Origin of the sequence: Catenibacterium sp. CAG:290, assembly GCF_000437715.1 — a bacterium.
Lineage (GTDB): Bacteria > Bacillota_I > Bacilli_A > Erysipelotrichales > Coprobacillaceae > Catenibacterium > Catenibacterium mitsuoka_A.
This window is the reverse complement of sequence record NZ_FR898807.1, coordinates 1-560: the sequence shown is the minus strand read 5'-3', so window position 1 is coordinate 560 and position 560 is coordinate 1. Positions and strand designations below refer to the sequence as shown.

Here is a 560-nt window from a genome sequence, read left to right as displayed (position 1 = left end):
TAGCAACATTTTTCATAAACTTAGCGAAAAAAAATAAGATTTTGCTAGGCAAAATCTTATTCGTAGATACCACCGTGACCCCATTTTTCAAATTCAGAGATAGTAACATACTGATTTGAAGCAGGAATCTTTGTAATTTTTACTAAAGCTTTAGTAAGTTCAGCTACAAACTGTTCCTTCTGTTCATCTGTATAATGACCTTTTAAGTATAATGTGATCATCATACAATTTGCTTCCTGGCCTTTAAAATAAATGAGCTGATTATCTTCAATATGAATCATGAATGTATCTACTGATTCACCAGGAAACATTGTAATTAACTTTCCTACAGTAGTTTTTAATTCAACTTCCTGAGAAAGAGTCAATGTCTTGTTTGTACGTAATGCTAAATATGGCATAGTTCATTCTCCTTTACAATTCATGCTTTACCATAGTATACAACTTTTTTTGATTTATTACTATATTTATCACTTTTATCTAAAAAACAGGCAGAAAACATCCACCTCAATATAGAATATAGGTGGGGGGGATGAATGCCGTTAATGCATCTGATAGAGAAA

Annotated in this window: 1 protein-coding gene; it reads right to left on the bottom strand. The window is 31.2% G+C overall.

The window, feature by feature from the left end; translation table 11 throughout:
- Nucleotides 1–56: 56 nt before the first annotated feature.
- On the bottom strand, nucleotides 57–398 hold the full coding sequence (locus QVO42_RS04675; protein ID WP_022425011.1) for a tautomerase family protein: 342 nt from the start codon (nucleotides 396–398) through the stop codon (nucleotides 57–59).
- Nucleotides 399–560: the final 162 nt, after the last annotated feature.